Origin of the sequence: Nitratireductor sp., assembly GCF_017794765.1 — a bacterium.
In the GTDB taxonomy this organism is placed as follows: Bacteria; Pseudomonadota; Alphaproteobacteria; order Rhizobiales; family Rhizobiaceae; genus Nitratireductor.
On record NZ_CP051236.1, the window covers coordinates 1867515 to 1885151 of the forward strand.

The window sequence follows — 17637 nt, forward strand, 5'->3', positions numbered from 1 at the left end:
GTTAACCATGTGCTGCCTTACTGGAAGGAGGAGGCGTTGCGTACCACTCCGTCACAGAAAGGGACGCGATGTCATGGCTACGATATTGAGCTTTGCAACGGCTGCGAAACGAACGACAGCGGTTGCGTCGAAAAGGCGACCTTCCAGCGCTTCGATCATCATCTTTCCTGGCGTGCGCTATGAGAGACGACCGGAAAGCGATCCCGATAACGGCGGAGACGACCGTCCGCAGGATGTCCGCCGACGCTCGACCAAGGGGTGAGACCTGCAAAGAGAAGGTTTCGGAAGACGAGCGGCCTGAAGCTCAGCCTTCGCCATCCCTGTTGTGAAGCATGATCCCGACATTCAGAGTGCTTCGCAGCGCAGACCCTCGAAGAAGCGCTCAACAATAATCCGCCAGCTCTCGTCGGGAACGAAGGCGCGGATCACAACCATGCCTTCTCCTATCGTCGTCTGAGCAATCAGAGAGGACGCGAGTGTCTCGGGCACGCCCTTGCGCAGTTCCAGCAATTGGGCGGCGTTCACGACGAGTGCGTCCAGCTCACTGTTGGTTGCGCTGCGGTCATTCGCGTTGAACACGTTGAAGCCATCCCGGTCATAAACTGAAAATGACCAAAACGGCACGCGCTCTGCAGCCGTCAATCGTACCATTCCGTTTTCAAGATCAAATCGGCAGGCGGCGGTTTCGAAGAACGGATTCTGTTCTTCGGCAAGGAGAGGATTTGCATTGCCTTTGCCCAGTCTGACGAGCGCATAAGGGTCCGCTTCCTCCGCCATCGCAGCCCAAACATCGCGCTCCGAATAAGTGGGCAGCAGGAACAGGATGGCGATATGAACGGCGGCTGCCCCGAAGAGCCCCAGCATAAGTGCATGAAGGAACTTAAGCATCGCAGCCCACCCGGGTGATCGCCGGCAATCTGGTTTCCCCAACGCGCGCGCCTGTCGAAATGGGTGTGTCCACGAGGGTCAGAACCAGTTCCATCGACCCACTCCCGGCGACCGCCATCCAGTTGTCAGGCTGGGGGTGCGGGGAGATCGTCATCTCCAAGGTCTGACCATGGCGCCAAAGGAGGTCCTGCGAATGGAGCGCCGAAGGAAAACGCGCCGGCGCAGACAGAATCTGCCGGTTTTCACCCGTGGCATGAAGGGTGAAGAAGCGCGTCGGGGGAAGATCACCCTGAAGGCGATAACTGCATTGGCGCAGAAGCGGGCTTCCGTCACTGTCTGTCGCTGCAACAAGAACCACGCCTTCCGCCTGCCCGAGGCTGAGTTGACCGAGCCTTGTGCTTCTCGCTCTGGAATAGGGGTCGGCTTCGCGTGTCCCCTGATTGGGGAAGGTGACCCAGGGCCCGATTTCCACGGAACCGATGGTGCGTGTCGATTCAAGCGCCAGCCATGCGCTGCCCGTACCGCCGCCGAGCGCGATGAGAAGAACGAAGACAATGAAGACAATGGTTTTCAGCATGCGCGATCCGGCAGGCTACGGACGCATCCGGATACTTCAACTCGAACGGGTGGTTCAAGCCTTTTGCGGTGGGCTTTACGCAGCATTACAGGGCGGATAGCGTTTCGTGAGAGGCGGGTTTGCGCAGGCGCGGCGCTGCCTCGAAGTTCTTTGCGAGCTCCTTGAGGAATTGTGATGTTCGAGCCGAGAGAGCCAGGGGAAGGCTGTCGTTCTCCTGAAGCTCTCCTGCGCCATCTTCACTGGCTGTTTCAACTGCCTCCGTTTCGATACGCATCGGGCCGTCGATACCGGGGAGGGGTTTGATCTCAACGTTCTGATGCGCGTAGGACATCAGACGCTGCCACACCATGGCGGGCAGGGAGCCGCCGGTCATGCGCCTCGTGGGATGAAAATCGTCATTGCCCAGCCAGACAGAGGCGACATAGTTTCCGGTGTAACCCACATACCACCCGTCTCTATAGGACTGGGTGGTGCCGGTTTTTCCTGCCGAGCGTGTCATCGGCAGAGCCGCGCGGCGACCCGTCCCCTGTTCAGGGACAAGGATAAGCATCTGATTCATTGAAGCAGCGGCTTTTTCCGACAGCACACGGCGCGGTGGCGGGGCATCGCGACCATGGTCATAGATGAGATTCCCCGAATGGGTCATCAGCTGCACGACCGCGAAACGGGTATCGGCATAGCCGCCATTGGCGAAAACGGAATATCCGGTCGCCTGATCGAGCGCGGTCATGCCGGACGTGCCCAAAACCATTGTTTTGTGGCCGTTGATGGGGGATTCGATGCCAAAGGACTTGATCAGGTCGATGATGGGATCGATGCCCAGATGATCGCGGGCGAGGCGAACAGGAACGGTGTTGTAGGACTTTATCAGCGCGTGAGTGAGCGTGACCCTGCCGGCATAGCTGCGGCCGTAGTTGCGCGGCGACCAGCTACCCCATGAAATCGGACCATCGGAAATGACGGAGCCGGGTTCGAACCCGCTCTCCATCGCCACCGCGTAGACATAGGGCTTGAAGGAGGAGCCGGTCTGGCGCTCGGCCTTGGTGGCGCGGTTGAACTGGCTTGTGCCGTAGTCGCGGCCACCGACGATGGCACGGACCGCGCCTTCAGTGTCCATCAGAACGATGGCGCCTTCGGATACGTCATAGTCTTTTCCGTGCTGACGCAGGTGGAACTCGAGCGATTCTTCCGCGGCCTTCTGGAGGTTCGGGTCGAGCGTGGTGCGTGCGACAAGCGAATGGGTGGCGCTGCGCGGGACGACACGCTTCACCTCCTCAAATGCCCAGTCGAGGAAATAGTCAGGTGTGTCGGCACCTTCGCGATCAACGGCGGTTGCCGGGTGGAGGCGGGCGGAGAGTATYTGTCCTTCGCTCATGAAGCCGGCCTGCACCATATTGGTGAGGACCTCGTTTGCGCGGGCACGAGCGGCGGGAAGATTTACATGAGGAGCGTAGCGGGCAGGGGCCTTGAAGAGACCGGCGATCATCGCTGCCTCGGCAAGGTTTAAATCCTTGACCGGCTTGTCGAAATAGAAATCTGCCGCGGCAGAGATGCCAAATGTACCGCCACCCAGATAAGAACGGTCGAGATAGTACTGGAGGATCTCGGTTTTTGACAGGTTCATCTCAAGCCAGATCGAAAGGAAGGCTTCCTTGATCTTGCGCTCGAGGGTTCGCTCGTTGGACAGAAACAGGTTCTTGGCGAGCTGCTGGGTAAGCGTGGAACCGCCCTGTACGACGGAATTGGCGCGTACATTTTCGGTAAGAGCGCGGGCGAGGCCAAGAAAGTCGATGCCGAAATGCTCGAAAAAGCGCCTGTCTTCCGTGGCAAGAACGGCCTTGATAACGTGGTCGGGAAGCTCATCCACGGGCACGGAATCGCGCTGGATGATGCCGCGTTGGCCGATCTCATTTCCATAGCGGTCCAGAAACGTAACGGCGTAGTCGTCCTGGGCGCGCCAGTCACCCGCGGTCTCTTCGAACGCGGGCATGGCAAGCGCCAGCATGACGACCGACCCGATCGCCCCCAGTGTGGCGCCTTCGCTGAAGAGTTCGACCACGGCGCGTTTGAAGCCATAGACACGGAAGCGGCGAAAGAAGATCGTTACGCCTTCCCAGAATTCGGCGAGCTTGAAGCCCGCTTCATAAAGCGTGGAATCGATCCAGGCATCGAGCGCCAGCAATCTGGTCGCCCGCGGCGCCTTGCTCTGCCGTTTTTCGCGCGGCATTTTCACCCAAACTCCCGTCCGGCCGTTCACGGCCAACCCGATCGAACCCGTTTTGCGAAATCGCCAGCCGAACACGACCCCACATCGCAGTCCGGTACATAACGGCTATTCTAGCGGATTGTTATGTGAGTTTCTTCGCATTTCCGTCTCTTCCGCAAGGGAAAAACACCGAAATGGCTAACGCATGGACTTCCTGTACAAGAGAATAGGAAAAAATTCCTAATTATATACTTGACGTACTAGAAGGCGAAATGCAATGCTTCGTAAGCGTGACAGGCTGGCACCAAAAAGCGAGCAGGAAGAGCGATTAGCACAGGATGTCGCCAGAATGCTTGCGGAATGGGAGGATAGCGCGGAGTTGGCTATGGACTTTGCATATCGTCTGATTGAGCACGTTCGCGGGCGTACCTAGAAATAGCCTCGATCCACTGGAATATGGAGTGGCTAAGGGACTCGATTCTTCTAGCCGTATCCATGACGGAATCTGTGGTTACAGTTACGGGTTTTTTCCCGAGTGACTCGTCGGAGTAGAGGAACCTAATCAGCTTGATCTCTTCTGCATCTTCGGCGTGCTCGACCACTGCCCCGTGGATGATGTCGTGTCGCTTCTCGGCCAGCTCGTTTATGGCCCTGAACAAGGTGCGGTAGCCATCCATACCGTCATCCGGCATGTTCAGGGATTTGAAGAACTTGCGAAGGTATTCGATCTTTCGCTTAAGGGAGCGTGGTCGCACTGGGTCAACCTTGCCCCACCCTAGATTGCGCGCGATATCGACTTTGATATCTAAGGCTGATTCTAGATGTGCCCATGCGACAGCCATCCGGCCAATGGCAGCGAAGAAAAGAATATCCTTGTGACTTGGGAATTCCGACATGACAAAGACCACTAAGGACCAGGAAAAGGGCGACGAGGTATTGCGCCGTATGCTGCGGACGCCACCGCAGCCGAAAAAAGAGGAAGGCGGGGTCAAAGACCGCCGCCCCCCTGTATCAAGCGAGGATCAGGAAGAGGATGAAAGCGACCGCCCGTAAGCAGCCCGCCACATCCACCGTCACCCCTACAGTTATTGAGACCGTAGTTTTCATAACGAAATCTCCGGTCCGTGGCCACGGAACCAAAAAGGTTTCGTGAGTCGCGGTAGCGTTACGGATAACCCGCCGTTCGCTCACTCTATCGGGGCACCATCCACATATGCATCTGCTTCCGGTACGTCCTGTGCGCCTCTTGGAGTTCGCTCCGCTTGGCCGGATGAACGGCTGCATTGCGGCCCAAGCACAGGCTGCAGGGTAGCCTCTCAGCGTTCTCCAGTTGGCAATTGGGCGCGAGAGAGGAGCCGCAGTAATTGAGATCGTACGCCGAACTATTTATCTGAGTCGAATCGAGCCTTCATGCGCCTGTGGAGAAGTCGTCGCGCTTTCTGCTTAGGCGTAACTAGCTTCACCAATCCGCCGATAAGTAAGGCGCTTACCCCGCGCCATGCGCAGAAGGTCTTCGGCGCGCTCTGCATCGCTAATCTTTAGCGCCGTACGGCGGTTATAGCGGAAATCAAACTCGGCAAGGTAGCGATGCAGATGCGCTTCGCCGCAATGCTGGTAGACGCCAATCATGCCGCGCTTGAACACAGAGAACACGTTCTCAATCGTGTTGGTGTGCACAACGGTATCGCCTTCGTGACGGGCATATTCCTTTGCGGAGTGCTTCACGGTGCCGTGCTTCGCGTACTCCTTGCCCGTGGTCGGGTAGAGGTTGCTTTCGTCAGTGTAGAGGATGGATTTACGGTCAGCATTGCGCACGAGAATGTCGCGCACGCTGTCTTTGGTAGCGTGCTTCACATGAAAGGTGCGGACACGACCACCACGCTCCACCAGCCCAACAATGGTGCGCTTGAGGGGCTTCTTGCGCTTTAGGTAGGGACGGCCCTTACGCTGCGGTGAAACATAACCGTCTTCACGGCGACCGTGATAGGTCTCGTCAGCTTCAACGGTCTTGCCTTCACCACCAAGGGGACCGGAGGTGTCGTTATCCTCTTTCATTGCTTCGCGGATGCGATGGGCCATGAACCACGCGGTCTTGTAGGTGACACCAAGCATGCGGTGTAGTTGGTGCGCGCTCATGCCCTTCTTGGAAGCAGCCATGAGATGCGATGCCAGAACCCATTTGTTCAGCGGGATTTTGGAGCGTTCAAACACTGTGCCAACGGTAACGGAAAATGGCTTGCGGCATTCATTGCACTTGTAGACGCCGGGTCGAGTGGACTTGCCCTGCATCTTGGTGATGCGCTCAGCGTTGTTGTTGCCGCAATGGGGGCAAACTGGACCGTTCGGCCAATGAATGGCCTCCAGATGTTCACGAGCCTTGTCTGTGTCGGTGTAGATTTCGTTGGTGAGATCAAACATCACGGTAACTCCTTGGTATCGTTATCGCAAATGCTCAATGGTACGTCAAGTATATAATTAGGAAAAAATTCTTGACAGCGTGACGGTCGTTTGATAGGGTTCAGGCATGGTCGCACAGTTGCGGCGTTTCGAGGCGGGTCCTTTCGCAAGGGCGCGCTTTTTTTGTTTTTGGACATGGGTGAGACGTTATGGGCAAGACTGGTGCTGCCGATCTGATGGCGGTGCGTGCGCTGCGGGAAGGTGCGCCACCCTCCTTTGATCTGTTGGCTCTTGCGAGCGGGCGCTCGGAGCGGCTTTTGCGCAAGCGGGCGCAGGAGGAGGAATGGGGAACGCCCGACGATCCCCCGCGTCCGCCATCAATCGAGCGGACGCAAAGCATGATTGGGATGCTTTTCAATCAACTCCAGCGTTCGATTGAGGATGCGGTTCATCGCGATCTATTCGACAAGGGGCGGATTGAGGGCCTGGGTTCGATGCTCAAGATCGTGGAAAAGATGAACGAGATCGCGATCGAGCAGCAGGACATGAATGGAAAGCACGCCCCCAGCGATGAAGAAATGGCCGCCGCACTCGACCGCATTGACGACCGGATCCGCCGCCTTGCTGCAGAACTTGCAGAAAGGATGGGCAAGGCTGAACCTGCAACAGGAGCTCGCACACGCCATTGAACGGGAATGGCTGGGTGTCGCGCGGCTCGCGCAATATCCGCTAGGTGCGATTTTCGACAGCTGGCTGGTGATGGGTGGCCGAGGCGCCGGCAAGACGAGGCTGGGCGCGGAATGGGTGAATGCGCTGGTGCGGGGGCTCCCGCCCTTTGCCAGGGGGATACAGTATGGCCGACTGGCCCTGATCGGCGAAACGCTCTCTGACGCGCGCGAAGTGATGGTGGAAGGTCCCTCGGGGATTCTGGCGGTTTCGCGGGGCGTACGGCCGCGCTTCGAGGCGAGCAGGCGGCGCCTCGTGTGGGACAATGGCGCGGTGGCGCAGATTTTTTCAGCAGAAGACCCTGACAGTCTGCGCGGGCCGCAATTCGATGCGGCCTGGTGCGATGAACTGGCAAAATGGAGACAGGCCGATGCGACATTCGACATGCTCCAGTTCGGCTTGCGGCTGGGAGAGCGGCCCAGGCAGCTCTTCACCACAACGCCGAGGCCGATCCCGCTGATCCGCAAGCTGATGGACGATCCGCATGTGACGGTGACCCGCATGCGGACGGATGAAAACCGGCACAATCTGGCACCGGGCTTCATACGGGCGATCAGGCAGCGCTATGCGGGTACGCGGCTTGGGCGGCAGGAGCTTGACGGTGAACTGATCGAGGATCGGCCCGATGCGCTCTGGACGCGGGCGATGCTGGAGAAGGTTGGTGCTTGTGAAAAGGCGAGTGAAGTGAAGCGCATTGTCGTCGCGGTGGATCCTCCGGTGGCATCGAGCCGCAGGTCGGATGCCTGTGGGCTTGTCGCAGCGGGCGTCGATGCGGGCGGCTGCGGCGTGGTATTGTGCGATGAGACGGTGAAGGGTGCCAAGCCACAGGAATGGGCGGCGCGCGCGGTGGCGCTCTATCATCGGCTTGAAGCCGATTGTCTTGTGGCCGAGGTGAACCAGGGCGGCGAAATGGTGGCGACGGTAATCGCCACGGTGGACGCGAGTGTGCCGGTGAAGGCCGTGCGGGCAACGCGGGGCAAATGGCTGCGGGCGGAGCCGGTGGCCGCTCTTTATGAGCAGGGGCGGGTGCGCCATGCGGCGCGCTTTCCCGAACTCGAGGACGAGATGTGCGATTTCGGCCTCGACGGTCTCTCGGGCGGGCACTCGCCGGACCGGGTGGATGCGCTGGTCTGGGCCTTGAGCGAACTCATGCTTTCGAACCGGCGGGAGCCGCGCGTGCGCGCACTCGGTTGAGCAGACAAAGAAACACAGATCGGGAAAATCACATGGCTTGGTATTGGCCCTGGGCAAAGCGTCCGGGAGGTGCTGTCGCGCCGGTTGAAACCAAACAGATGCATGCCGGCGGTTTCGTCGCGCTGCACCGGGAGGCGGAAGCGCGGTTTACGCGGCGCGACTATGCTGCAATGTCGCGCGAGGGGTTTATGGCCAATCCGATCGCGCATCGTGCCGTGCGGCTGGTGGCGGAGGCGGCGGCGGCGATCCCCTGGCTGCTTTACGAGGGTGCGCGGGAGCACGACGCACATCCGGTGCTGGAGATGATGGCCCGGCCCAACCAGCGCCAGGCTGGCAGCGGCTTCATGGAGGCGCTTTACGGGTATCTGATTCTGTCGGGCAACGCCTATCTGCGCATGCTGGAAACGGGCACCGGAACGCGCGAACTGCACCTGCTGCGGCCGGACCGGGTGTCGGTGGTGGCGGATGCGGGCGGCTGGCCGGTGGCGCTGGACTACCGGGAGGGCAAGGCGCGCGAACGTGTGCCGCTGGAGGCTGGGGCGGCTCTACAACTCACCCTCTTTCACCCGCTCGACGACCATTACGGCTTCGCGCCGCTGGGTGCGGCGCTGATGGCGCTCGACACGCACAACCAGGCGGCGCGCTGGAACAAGGCGCTGCTCGACAACTCCGCGCGGCCTTCGGGAGCGCTGGTCTATGCGCCGAAAGAGGGCGGGAACCTTTCCGACGACCAGTTCGACCGGCTGAAGGTGGAACTGGAACAGGGCTATGCGGGTGCCGCGCGCGCCGGACGGCCGCTGCTTCTGGAAGGCGGGCTCGACTGGAAGGCGATGAGCCTTTCGCCGCGCGACATGGACTTCATGGCGGCGAAGAATGGCGCTGCCCGCGACATTGCGCTGGCGCTTGGCGTGCCGCCCATGCTGCTCGGCATTCCCGGCGACAACACCTATGCCAATTATCAGGAGGCGAACCGGGCCTTTTACCGCCTGACCGTGCTGCCGCTTGTGGGGCGGGTGGCGAAGGAGTTTTCGGCCTGGCTCCAGCCGGTGTTCGGCGCTGGCGTGCGGCTCTGGTACGACGCCGATGGCATCGAGGGGCTGGCCGCCGAGCGCGAGGCGCTGTGGAGCCGGGTGGGCGCTGCCGACTTCCTGAGCGACGAGGAAAAACGCCGGGCCGTGGGCTATGGCCCGCATGGCGAGTGAGGCGCTTTATGGTGGATACGGAAATGCTTGCCGCCCGAATGCGCGGGGAGGCGGCATGGGTCCGGCTGCTCGCTGCTGCAGGGCGGCTGGAACGGGCACTGAAACACAACCCCAGATGGCATCTTCAGCCGCGCGTGCCGGCGGGAAATCCTGGTGGCGGGCGGTGGACGGACGGGGGCACTGGCTCCGGCGCTATGGGGCGGGATAAAGCACCTGTCCTGCAAAGATCGGCAGACAGGAGAAGAAGTATACTCAAGGATGCGCCCGCAGTCTTTGAGGTTGAGGCGAACCCAGAAGCAAACGGCAGCAAACCGATCTACGAACTCCATGAGATGAACGAGGTGTTTGAGCATGCCGTGGACATTCTGAAGGAGGCGTCGGCACAAGATGTCGATCACCGGTTGGTGATGGCCATCGTCTACATGGAGACCACGCATGGGTATTATGATCAATTGCACCCTCGGCCCAAGACGGTTTTGCCGATGAATGTCCATGTGTCATATTGGTCGGGCTTTGGCTGGAGTCGGGAAGATCTACAGGTTCCGGCGACCAATATTCGAGCCGGAGTGACTTTGCTGAAGCGCATATCAGAGCGGGTGAAAGAACCTACGGTTGCAAAGGTTGCAACGCTGTACAACAATCTGTCGGCAGAGCAGGTTTCAGACTATGGGGCGCGTGTTCAGAAAATCTATGAAGAAGAACCGTGGTGGGATTTGTGAGAATTTTTCTTTTGGGAAAGTTTTAATATTTTCCCTTATTCTATCGGTTTTGATATCTATTTATATTGCTTATATAGCTCTTGATCATAATCCTCAGTCTTCATATTGCGTTTCACAGGAAGGTTTTAATTGCACGTTTAGAGGTGGTTTTAGTTTTGTTTTTGATTTGGTGTCGAAGTCAGATTTTGTAAATTGGGAAAATTTATTTTTATTGGCCTTGTCATGGTTCTTTGCCTCGTTCTCGATTTTATTAATCGTTAGTTCTATGGTTTTGTGCCTTGTGCGGTATTTTCTCCGGCACACATAGGGCACTGCCTTGATTGGTTCCCTTCCGGGGACCGCAGAACACGGCCGGGAGAAAGACAGTGAATGTTCCAGACGCTTTTTCTCGCATGGCGCGCCATATGCATGCCGATGTGGAGCTTGTCGTTCGATCTGATGACGAGTTGCCAGCCTATCTTGCTCGGTCCTTGACCGCGCAAGAAAAGGAAATTGCATCCGGTTTTATCGAACGGTTGCTGGCGGACGGGCTGAACGATGAGGATTTGGTGAAAATCTGGTCAGAAACGGGCTCTGATTGCTACCTTCGCAAAGGGTATGCGGAGCTTTTTTATCGGGAGCTCCTTGAGGCACTGCGCGCCGGGTAGATTGGCTATGACGAGGTGAGTGATGGAAGTTCCCGAGGTTTTTGCCGCCTGGCTGAAGGGATGAATCTCGTAATGGAACTTTCCGGCGATGATCGGGAGGCGCTGTGGAGCCGGGTGGGCGGCGCGGATCGACAAGCGCCACGTCCACCATACACGGTGAAATACTTCATTTCGAAGCTGTTGCTCGACAGGCGCGTGAACGATTTCACGAGCTGACCCGCGGGGCGGTCCCCCATTTTAATCCTCTCTGGGGATGCAGGCGGTTACTGAAAGAGCTCTTTCGAAGCGGGTACAGATTTGAGCGCAATGCCAAAAGKGGAGATGGTGTGATCTACCGCAACCAGCATACCGGCGAGGCGGTTCGCATCATGGCAAGCCCCCGGGGGAATTCCCGCACTAAAGTTGACGCGAAAATCCTTTCAAAATTCTACTACAGATATAGGATGAGGGATGGTCTCAAAGAACAGCCGCACACACCCATTCCTGACACCGATTGAGACAGCGACCCATGAATATGATCGATGAAATCTGCGACCGTATTCTCGCCACGCTTGAGGAAAGTTGGGAACAGAACATTTTTACCCTGATCAATACGGTGTTCGAGCCACCTTCCCGTAGTGATCTGGTTGAGTTTTGTGAGGCGGTTAGGTCTCTGCACCGGAAAGGACTTGCGCAGTTCTCGTGGGATACGGTGAAACCTGGCACGTGTCCTCCCATGTCGGAGGCTGAAACTGTGGAGTTTCTGCGTTCCATGGAGAGCTGGTTTGTCCTTGCGGATGACGGCTACTGGACCTGCAGCAAGGGCGATTTTGGCAGAATGAACATTCCGCAGGTCGTCATCGGGGAGGCGGGTGCTCTTATCGGTCAGAAGCTCGAATATGAACGCGGGACTGAATGGTGGACCGCGCGCAGCCAGACGCTGGACCGCATCCTGTGCATTCTTCTGGCGGAGTGGAAGCCGGAACTGGTGGAGAATCTTACAAAGCTCGACCGCACCTACACCGATCAGATGTGGACTTTTTACGGCTTGCTGGAAGATGGCGTTTCGGCGGAGGACCTGAAGTATCATCTGCTTGCTGCGGAGCGCATGCTTCCTGAGCTGGTGCCGGACTGGAAGAGGATCGATCGGCTGGCCGGGCAGCTGCTGCAAGTGGACATTCCAGAGGACCGGTAGAACCCGCAATCGGTGTGATGACGGGTTGTCTTGCTCTCGGGTGGGGGGCGCGGATCGACATGCGCTATGTCGACCATACGCGGTGAAATAACTCATTTCTAGGCTGTTGCTCGACAGGCGCGTGAACGATTTCACGAGCTGACCCGCGGGGCGGTCCCCCATTTTAATCCTCTCTGGGGATGCAGGCGGTTACTGAAAGAGCTCTTTCGAAGCGGGTACAGATTTGAGCGCAATGCCAAAAGGGGGATGGTGTGATCTACCGCAACCAGCGTACCGGCAGTGAGGCGGAACTGTATCGATATCTGGCGAAGGCTGTCGCCAAGCATGAGCGCCGGGAGTGCGCCTGCTTTGCTGCGAAAGAAGACTGCTTTAGCGCCTGTTTGATGATCCCGGCGACAGGCTCACCATGAGTGCTGCCTGACGTTTGGATGCTGCGTAGGCGGCCGGGCATTTGAGCCCGGATATTTCAACAAGATCCCGAACGAGGATTTTTCCGATGACCGACATGACCCATGCGGGCTGGATATGGCTCGCAAAGGGGGCTGGCGCTGTGGCCGGCTCCGCCATTTCGCTTGCCTATATCCTGCCCAATCACCGGCGCGATGCGGCGATCCGCTTTGCGGTCGGTGTGGTGTGCGGGATGGTTTTCGGCGGGGCGACGGGGCTGAAGCTTGCCGAAATTCTGGAACTGACGGAACGGCTGGGCGCGGCCGAAACCATGCTGATGGGAGCGGCTGTTGCGAGCCTTTGCGCCTGGAGCGCCATCGGCCTGGCGCTACGGTATTTTCAGGCGCGCCCGGTTGCGCCGCTGCCGCATGGCCGTACCGACACTCTTCACGATGAGAAAGGACGCTAGAGCATGCAGGCAAAGATCGCGCCAATGCCCGATGAGCGCAAATATGCCGGGCTCGATATCGAGACGGTCGAGGCGGACGGGACGTTCTCTGGCTATGCGAGCCTGTTCGGGAAGGTCGACCTTGGCCGTGACGCGGTGGAGCGGGGCGCGTTTGCGCGCTCGCTCGAAAAACGCGGGGCGGCCGGGGTGCGCATGCTTTTCCAGCACGACCCGAACCAGCCCATCGGCACCTGGGAGGAACTGCGCGAAGACGCACGCGGCCTTCTGGTGCGGGGAAGGTTGGCGCTTGGTGTCGCCAGGGCACGGGAGGTCTGGGAGCTGATGCGCGACCGGGCGCTCGACGGGCTTTCCATTGGCTTTCGCACCGTAAAGGCAAAGACGGAGGCCAAAACCGGTGTGCGCCGGATCGTGGAAGCGGATCTCTGGGAGATTTCCGTGGTCACCTTTCCCATGCTGCCGGAGGCGCGTGTGGAAGAGGTGAAGACGGAGGGAAGGGGCGCGCTGTTGCCCACGGCGCGCGACTTTGAGCGTTGGCTGACGCGGGATGCCGGCCTGACGCGGCGCGAGGCCCGAATGGTGATCGCCAAGGGTTTTGGCGCCTTGAGACGCGAGCGGGACGCCGCGCGGGGCATTGATGACGGGCTGGCGGCGGTGATCCGTCAGGCGGCCCGCATGTTCAACGATTGAGGATGAAGACATGACGGCAGGACTGGCAAAACGCGCGCCGGAGGTGAAATCGGCGCTGGACGAGGGTGACGTGACGGGCGCCTTCCATGAATTCATGCACGCGTTCGAGAGCTTCAAGGAAGCCAACAACCAAAAGCTGAAGCAGCTGGAAACGCGTAGCGCCGATGTGGTGACATCGGAGAAGGTGGAGCGCATTTCGCGAGCGCTGGACGAGCACAAGCAGGCGCTTGATACGCTGGTCCTGAAGAGGACACGGCCCGTCCTGGGGCGCGGCGGCGCGACGGCGCTGCAGGATCTCGAACGCAAGCAGGCATTTGAGGCCTACATGCGCTCCGGCGATGAGCGCGACCTGCGTTCGCTGGAAGAAAAGGCAATGTCCTACGGTTCGGCACCGGATGGCGGCTATCTGGTGCCAAATGAGACCGAAGCGGCCATCGGCACACGGCTTTCAGAGCTTTCACCAATCCGCTCCATTGCCTCGGTTCGGCAGGTTTCGAGCGCGGTGTTGAAAAAGCCGTTTGCCGTGTCTGGCCCGGCGGTGGGCTGGGTGGCCGAGACGGCGGCGCGCCCGGAGACGGCGGCGGGCACGCTGGATGAGCTGCAGTTTCCCACCGCTGAGCTCTATGCCATGCCGGCGGCGACCGCGATGCTTCTGGATGACGCCGTGGTCGATCTCGACCAGTGGATTGCCAGCGAAGTGGAGACCGCCTTTGCCGAGCAGGAGGGTGCGGCTTTCGTTAACGGTGACGGGATCAACAAGCCGAAAGGCTTCCTCAGCTATCCGCAGACGGACGAAACCGGCTGGAGCTGGGGCAATGTCGGTTACAATGTGACCGGTGTCAGCGGCGACCTCCCTGTAAGTGATGCATCCGACGTCCTTGTCGACCTGGTCTATGCCGTCAAGGCCGGCTACCGCCAGAACGCAAACTGGGTAATGAACCGCAAGACCCAGGCGACTCTGCGCAAGCTGAAGGACGCAGACGGCAACTATATGTGGCAGCCGCCCGCCACGCCCGGAAGCCGTGCCATGCTGATGGGATTCCCGCTGGTTGAAGCAGAGGATATGCCTGACATTGGCGCGGACGCAACACCAATCGCTTTTGGCGATTTTCGCCGCTTCTACCTGGTGGTGGATCGGGCCGGCGTCCGCGTGCTTCGCGATCCGTACTCTGCCAAACCCTATGTGCTGTTCTACACGACGAAGCGTGTGGGCGGTGGCATCCAGGATTTCGATGCGGTGAAGCTCCTGAAATTCGGCACGGTGTAACCCTCCCTGCACGACCATGCCGACGCGGCCCCGGGAAGCTTTTCCGGGGCCGTTTTCTTTGAACGGGAGTTTCTGCATGACGCTATTTCGAACGGTCGACCCGCTGGTCGAACCGGTAACGCTCGCCGAGGTGAAGGCGCATCTTCGTCTTGAGCAGGTGAGTGAGGATGTGCTCATTGAAGGGCTGATCCGCGCCGCGCGCGAGGAGGTGGAGAAGACGACCGGACAGGCACTGATCGACCAGTCATGGCGGCTGACCCTGGACGACTGGCCGCCAGGCGAAGTGTTGTATCTGCACCGGACCCCGGTGCGGGAAGTGCTATCGGTAACGGTGTTCGACGCAGACGGAGCCGCTTCGATTGTCGATCCATCAACCTATCGGCTGGATGCGCATTCCGAGCCGGCTCGACTGGCTTTGAAGGCGCGGCCGCTACCGGGCCAAAGGCTGAACGGCATCGAGATCGATTTCAGGGCCGGCTACGGAGAAGCGGGGACGGATGTCCCGGATCTTCTGCGGCGGGCCATTCTCATTCTGGTGACGTACTGGTTCGAGTTCCGGGCCGCATTTGATGCTGGAGACCAGCCCGTATCGCTGCCATCTGGCTTTCAGCGGCTCGTGAATGGCTATCGAAAGCCGAGGCTGTGATGCGTGTACAGTTCATCGATCCAGGCGCATTCCGGACGGAACTCAGCCTGCGGCGGGCGGCGCTTGTCTCGGACGACGCTGGCGGACACACGGAAAACTGGAGCGAGGTCGCGACAGTTTTCGGTTTCATCGAACCAGTGAGGGCAGCGGCGCCCTTCGGTGCGGGACAAAGCCACGAACGGGTGACCCACCGCATCACGCTGCGGTTTCGGTCCGGCGTGACAGGTGGCATGCAGCTCGCACGGGGACCGCGGAATTTTTCCATTCTGACGGCACACGATCCCGATGAGACAGGCCGCTACCTGGTCTGCCTCTGTGAGGAGGAGCAGACATGAAGATGAGCATGCGACTGACTGGCGAAGGGCTGGGCCGGGCACTGCGGCGGCTATCGCACCAGGTGGCCGAGGTGGGAGAAATCGCACGGCGTGCAGAGCACAAAGAGCTGAAAGCGGATGTAAAAACGCAGGAGCGTGACGATGCTCGCCGCCGCGTTTGAACTGCAGAAGGCGGTGTTTGGGACGCTGGCTGCAGATGCAGGGCTGACAGGCGCATTGGGCGGCGAAAAGTTTTACGATCTGGCGCCAGCGCGAACGGCTTACCCATATGTCACATTCGGACCAACCAGCACTCACGACTGGAGTACGGATACCGAGGAAGGCAGCGAGCACTTCTTCACAATCAACGTCTGGGCGAACGGCAAGGGCCGACGCGAAGCGCTGCAGCTGATGGATCGAGTCGACAAGGCTCTTATGACCGCGCCGCTGGCGGTCGCTGGACACCATCTGATCAACCTGCGCCGTGAGGGCAGTGAAGTCCACTTCGACGAAGACCTCATTGCCTATCACGGGCTGATGCGCTTTCGCGCTGCGATAGAGCCGGTTTGACACATCAACATTTCCCTGGAGGACAAGCATGGTTGCCAAGAAAGGCAAGGACCTGCTCCTGAAGCTCGATACGAGCGGGGCCGGAACATTCACCACCGTTGCAGGACTGCGTGCCAAGCGCCTTGCCTTCAACAGTGAGACTGTAGACGTGACGAATGCGGACTCGGCTGGCCGTTGGCGGGAGCTGCTTTCCGGCAGCGGAGTGCAGCGGGCCGCAATCAGCGGTTCCGGCATCTTCAAGGACAGCGCTTCGGATACCGCGATTCGCAGCCGGTTCTTTGGCAGTGAGATAGCCGACTGGCAGTTGACGATACCGGATTTCGGGGTCGTGTCTGGGCCGTTCCAGATCACCGCGCTGGAGTATGGCGGCAATCACGATGGTGAGGTGACCTTCGAGATCGCTCTGGAATCGGCCGGTGCCGTGAACTTTGCGGAGGTCCCATGATCAGCGTCAACCGCAGGCGTGGCGAGGTGGCGGCGCGGATCGACGGCACAGACTACACGCTTTGCCTGACACTGGGAGCTCTGGCCGAACTCGAAGATGCCTTTGCGGCAGACGACCTTAGCGAACTCGCGAAACGGTTTTCGAGTGGGCGCCTCTCGGCGCGTGACATGCTGCGTGTAATCGCTGCCGGTTTGCGTGGCGGCGGTCACGCGGTGAGCGACGAGGATGTGCGTGCGATGCGTTGCGAAGAGGGTGCGGCAGGGCTTGCGCGGGTTGTAAGCGCTTTGTTGATCGCGACTTTCGGCGGCGCGGAGGGCCCCACTCAAAACCCTTGAACGCCGCAGCAGCCCCCGCAAGGCCTTTTCCCTGGGATGAGGTGATGGGATTTGCTTTTGGGATGCTGCGGCTTTCACCCGGTGCGTTCTGGTCCATGACGCCGCGTGAACTGAACTGTGCCCTGCAGACGCTGCAGGGCGGCGTCCCAGGTGCACCGGCGCGCAATGATCTTGACCTACTGATGCAACGGTTTCCGGACCGTGACGTCGGAGAATGAGCGGAGGCTGTTTCCTTGGAAGACATGACTTTTGAAATCCGCGCGGACACCAAGCCGTTTGCGGAGGCGCTGGGCGAACTGGAGAAACTGGCGGATGGCTTTGGGCGGCAGATGACCGGGGCGCTGAAAAGCGCGGTGGTGAGCGGCAAATCGTTTGAGGATGTGCTGCGCAGCATCGGCCTAAACCTGGCAAGCATGGCGCTTTCGCAGGCGCTGCAACCCCTCGCAGCGCTGGGCTCGTCGCTTTTCTCAAGTGCGTTCGGTGGCATGACGCCCTTTGCCAAAGGGGGAGTTGTACCCTTTGCCGACGGCGGGGTCGTCTCCTCGCCAACCTATTTCCCGATGGGAGGCAGGGTAGGATTAATGGGGGAGGCAGGCGCAGAAGCGATCTTGCCCCTGCAGCGTGGTGCCGACGGGCGGCTGGGTGTCGCTTCAGGAGGCGGTGCGCCCGCTGCAAACATCGTTTTCAACGTTTCGACACCGGACGCGGCATCGTTCCGCAAGTCGCAGGCCCAGATCACCGGCATGCTGGCGCGCGCCGTATCGCGTGGTGCGAAGACCTTTTGAGG

At 59.6% G+C, this 17637-nt stretch carries 24 protein-coding genes; 19 read left to right on the forward strand and 5 right to left on the reverse strand.

Annotated features, from left to right (window positions below; all coding sequences use genetic code 11):
- Positions 1-345: 345 nt before the first annotated feature.
- The 4 genes from HF949_RS08805 to HF949_RS08820 all read right to left on the reverse strand — a co-directional run bounded on the left by HF949_RS08805 (position 346) and on the right by HF949_RS08820 (position 4567).
- Complete coding sequence (locus tag HF949_RS08805; protein ID WP_292893216.1) at positions 346-888, reverse strand: DUF1254 domain-containing protein; 543 nt, start codon at positions 886-888, stop codon at positions 346-348.
- Positions 881-1465 carry a DUF1214 domain-containing protein gene (locus HF949_RS08810; protein WP_292893218.1) on the reverse strand — a complete coding sequence of 195 codons (585 nt, stop codon included), beginning with the start codon at positions 1463-1465 and terminating at the stop codon, positions 881-883. The genes HF949_RS08805 and HF949_RS08810 overlap by 8 nt, the downstream gene beginning before the upstream one ends.
- Positions 1466-1550: 85 nt before the next feature.
- Positions 1551-3692 (reverse strand): transglycosylase domain-containing protein, encoded by a 2142-nt coding sequence (locus HF949_RS08815; protein WP_292893220.1) that lies wholly within the window; start codon positions 3690-3692, stop codon positions 1551-1553.
- A 362-nt stretch (positions 3693-4054) separates the two neighbouring features.
- A complete protein-coding gene (locus tag HF949_RS08820) occupies positions 4055-4567 on the reverse strand; it encodes a hypothetical protein (RefSeq protein WP_292893222.1) in 513 nt (170 codons plus the stop codon).
- On the opposite strand from HF949_RS08820, the gene HF949_RS08825 reads away from it, so the two are divergent.
- Positions 4566-4724: a hypothetical protein gene (locus HF949_RS08825; protein ID WP_292893224.1), complete on the forward strand. Its 159-nt coding sequence runs from the start codon at positions 4566-4568 to the stop codon at positions 4722-4724. The genes HF949_RS08820 and HF949_RS08825 overlap by 2 nt on opposite strands.
- A gap of 390 nt (positions 4725-5114) precedes the next feature.
- Here HF949_RS08825 and HF949_RS08830 read toward each other — a convergent pair whose 3' ends face one another.
- Positions 5115-6089 carry an IS1595 family transposase gene (locus HF949_RS08830; RefSeq protein WP_292893227.1) on the reverse strand — a complete coding sequence of 325 codons (975 nt, stop codon included), beginning with the start codon at positions 6087-6089 and terminating at the stop codon, positions 5115-5117.
- Positions 6090-6277: 188 nt separating this feature from the next.
- Between HF949_RS08830 and HF949_RS08835 the strand changes: the two genes are divergently transcribed.
- The 18 genes from HF949_RS08835 to HF949_RS08920 all read left to right on the forward strand — a co-directional run bounded on the left by HF949_RS08835 (position 6278) and on the right by HF949_RS08920 (position 17635).
- Complete coding sequence (locus HF949_RS08835) at positions 6278-6757, forward strand: hypothetical protein (RefSeq protein WP_292893230.1); 480 nt, start codon at positions 6278-6280, stop codon at positions 6755-6757.
- Complete coding sequence (locus HF949_RS08840; RefSeq protein ID WP_441338353.1) at positions 6690-7988, forward strand: DNA-packaging protein; 1299 nt, start codon at positions 6690-6692, stop codon at positions 7986-7988. Before HF949_RS08835 ends, HF949_RS08840 begins: the two co-directional genes overlap by 68 nt.
- A gap of 32 nt (positions 7989-8020) precedes the next feature.
- Positions 8021-9190 carry a phage portal protein gene (locus HF949_RS08845; RefSeq protein WP_292893232.1) on the forward strand — a complete coding sequence of 390 codons (1170 nt, stop codon included), beginning with the start codon at positions 8021-8023 and terminating at the stop codon, positions 9188-9190.
- A 194-nt stretch (positions 9191-9384) separates the two neighbouring features.
- Positions 9385-9909, forward strand: a complete 525-nt coding sequence (locus HF949_RS08850; protein WP_292893235.1) for a hypothetical protein — start codon at positions 9385-9387, stop codon at positions 9907-9909.
- A gap of 365 nt (positions 9910-10274) precedes the next feature.
- Positions 10275-10556: a hypothetical protein gene (locus HF949_RS08855; protein ID WP_292893238.1), complete on the forward strand. Its 282-nt coding sequence runs from the start codon at positions 10275-10277 to the stop codon at positions 10554-10556.
- A gap of 72 nt (positions 10557-10628) precedes the next feature.
- Positions 10629-10772: a hypothetical protein gene (locus HF949_RS08860; protein WP_292893240.1), complete on the forward strand. Its 144-nt coding sequence runs from the start codon at positions 10629-10631 to the stop codon at positions 10770-10772.
- Positions 10773-11064: 292 nt separating this feature from the next.
- Positions 11065-11730 (forward strand): hypothetical protein, encoded by a 666-nt coding sequence (locus HF949_RS08865; protein WP_292893242.1) that lies wholly within the window; start codon positions 11065-11067, stop codon positions 11728-11730.
- 496 nt (positions 11731-12226) lie between these two features.
- On the forward strand, positions 12227-12586 hold the full coding sequence (locus HF949_RS08870) for a DUF6107 family protein (RefSeq protein WP_292893245.1): 360 nt from the start codon (positions 12227-12229) through the stop codon (positions 12584-12586).
- 3 nt (positions 12587-12589) lie between these two features.
- Positions 12590-13273 (forward strand): HK97 family phage prohead protease, encoded by a 684-nt coding sequence (locus HF949_RS08875; RefSeq protein WP_292893248.1) that lies wholly within the window; start codon positions 12590-12592, stop codon positions 13271-13273.
- Positions 13274-13283: 10 nt separating this feature from the next.
- Positions 13284-14540, forward strand: coding sequence for a phage major capsid protein (locus tag HF949_RS08880; protein WP_292893251.1), 1257 nt, complete (start codon positions 13284-13286; stop codon positions 14538-14540).
- A 76-nt stretch (positions 14541-14616) separates the two neighbouring features.
- Positions 14617-15186, forward strand: coding sequence for a head-tail connector protein (locus HF949_RS08885; RefSeq protein ID WP_292893254.1), 570 nt, complete (start codon positions 14617-14619; stop codon positions 15184-15186).
- A complete protein-coding gene (locus HF949_RS08890; protein WP_292893257.1) occupies positions 15186-15521 on the forward strand; it encodes a phage head closure protein in 336 nt (111 codons plus the stop codon). Before HF949_RS08885 ends, HF949_RS08890 begins: the two co-directional genes overlap by 1 nt.
- Positions 15518-15682 (forward strand): hypothetical protein, encoded by a 165-nt coding sequence (locus HF949_RS08895; protein ID WP_292893260.1) that lies wholly within the window; start codon positions 15518-15520, stop codon positions 15680-15682. Before HF949_RS08890 ends, HF949_RS08895 begins: the two co-directional genes overlap by 4 nt.
- The gene (locus HF949_RS08900) at positions 15663-16070 is read left to right on the forward strand and encodes a DUF3168 domain-containing protein (RefSeq protein WP_292893263.1); all 408 of its coding nucleotides are present in this window, start codon (positions 15663-15665) and stop codon (positions 16068-16070) included. The genes HF949_RS08895 and HF949_RS08900 overlap by 20 nt, the downstream gene beginning before the upstream one ends.
- A 28-nt stretch (positions 16071-16098) precedes the next feature.
- Positions 16099-16515: a phage major tail protein, TP901-1 family gene (locus HF949_RS08905; protein ID WP_292893266.1), complete on the forward strand. Its 417-nt coding sequence runs from the start codon at positions 16099-16101 to the stop codon at positions 16513-16515.
- A complete protein-coding gene (locus HF949_RS08910) occupies positions 16512-16850 on the forward strand; it encodes a gene transfer agent family protein (protein WP_292893269.1) in 339 nt (112 codons plus the stop codon). The genes HF949_RS08905 and HF949_RS08910 overlap by 4 nt, the downstream gene beginning before the upstream one ends.
- Positions 16847-17068 carry a rcc01693 family protein gene (locus tag HF949_RS08915; RefSeq protein WP_292893272.1) on the forward strand — a complete coding sequence of 74 codons (222 nt, stop codon included), beginning with the start codon at positions 16847-16849 and terminating at the stop codon, positions 17066-17068. The genes HF949_RS08910 and HF949_RS08915 overlap by 4 nt, the downstream gene beginning before the upstream one ends.
- A 24-nt stretch (positions 17069-17092) precedes the next feature.
- Entirely contained in the window at positions 17093-17635 is a 543-nt protein-coding gene (locus tag HF949_RS08920) for a phage tail tape measure protein (RefSeq protein ID WP_292900091.1), read from the forward strand.
- The last annotated feature ends 2 nt before the right edge of the window (positions 17636-17637 follow it).